Source organism: Methylobacterium sp. A52T (assembly GCF_053346095.1).
This window is the reverse complement of sequence record NZ_JBKFBI010000293.1, coordinates 1-1,459: the sequence shown is the minus strand read 5'-3', so window position 1 is coordinate 1,459 and position 1,459 is coordinate 1. Positions and strand designations below refer to the sequence as shown.

The window sequence follows — 1,459 nt, the reverse complement described above, 5'->3', positions numbered from 1 at the left end:
AGGCGGCCTGCTCCTGCGCCGAGGCGCGGATCTCGGCCGCGGCCGCGTTCAGGTCCGCCGTCGCCGCCCGGTTCGTCCGCGCCAGGTCCGAGAGACCCGAGACCATCGTGTTCAGCGTCGTGCTCAGGCGGCCGATCTCGTCGCGTCCGCCCGCCGCCAGCTGGCCGGACAGGTCGCCCTCGCCGACCCGTCCCACGAAGGTCATGACCGTCTCGAGCGGCCGCACCACCGCGCGGCTGATCAGCCACGTGATCAGGACCGCCAGCAGCACCGCGGCGGCCAGGGTCAGGTAGATCGAGAGGCGCGAGCGCTCGTAGACCTCCTGCGCGGCGCGCTGGCCCAGCGCCATGCCACCGTCGAGCTGCGAGCGGAGGTTCTTGATGCCCTCGAGGAAGGGCGCCTGCAGGCGGCCGATCTCAGCGTTGCGGGCCTCGACCGCCGCGACGTCCTGCTGGGCGATGGCGGCGAACTGCGCCTCGCCCTGCGCCCTGACCTCGCGGAACGAGCCCTGGACCGCGGTCGCCGCCGCGGCGATGCGGTCCCAGGCCGCGACGCGCTCGGCGGACACGACCTGCGTCCGGTACTGGGTGGCGAGCTGGATCGTCGTGGCGAGCCGGTTCTCGACCTGGGCCGCGGTCTGGCGCCAGGCCGCCAGGGTGTCGCCGGCCTGGGTCGCGCGCCCCTGGGCCTGCATCAGCATCGTGATCACGGCGGTGCGGCGCAGGAGACCGAGGTCGCGCGCGTCGTTCCCGAGATCGTCGAGCTGGCGCAGGATCGTCATGTCCCGCCGGACGATCGCGTCGGTCGTGTCGCGCACCGCGCCGATCTGCTCCAGGGCGTAGAGGCCGAGCGCCACCACCACCACCGTGATGGCGAAGAAGCCGAGGAGGATGCGTTTTCCGATCGAGAGCGACACGGGCGGGGATGGCTCCGGTTGGGGCAGGCGGCCCGGTCAGGGCAGCGCGCGGCGCAGGAGGCGGGGGAGGTCGATGACGACGAAGTCGGGACGGCCGTCGCCCGCCGCCCCGGAGGCCGGGGCATAGACCGAGGCGGCCTCGTTGCCCAAGCGGTCGGGATCGGCCGCCCCGGCGCCGGCCGCGGCGACCGCGCCAGGGGCCCGGGCGATGCCCAGGACCCGGTCCACTGCGAGGGCGAGGGGCTGGGGGTGGACGCCGCGCAGCACGATCATGTGGCCCGCCGCCGCGTCGGCGTCGGACGCGGGATCCGGCCGGCCGAGGGCCCGGGCGAGGCTGAGCACGCCGACGATCCGCCCGGACAGGGCGACGAGACCGTCCAGCGCCGGCACCGCCCCGGGCATCGGCGTGGCGGGGCGCGACGGCAGGACCTGGGCGACAGCCGCCAGCGGCACGCCGTAGCGCTCGCCGCCGCAGGCGCAGACGAGGTGATCGACGCCCGAATCGGTCGCGGCCGCCCTGGCCCCCCTCTCGCCCCCCGCGGG

2 protein-coding genes are annotated in these 1,459 nt (G+C 75.7%); both read right to left on the bottom strand.

From position 1 onward, the window contains the following. Window positions 1–916, bottom strand: a 916-nt coding sequence (locus tag ACLBYE_RS30435; RefSeq protein WP_447697025.1) for a HAMP domain-containing protein, incomplete at its 3' end; no start/stop codon positions are given. A gap of 36 nt (window positions 917–952) precedes the next feature. Beyond that, on the bottom strand, window positions 953–1,459 hold a 507-nt coding region (locus ACLBYE_RS30430; RefSeq protein WP_447697024.1), incomplete at its 5' end, for a chemotaxis protein CheW.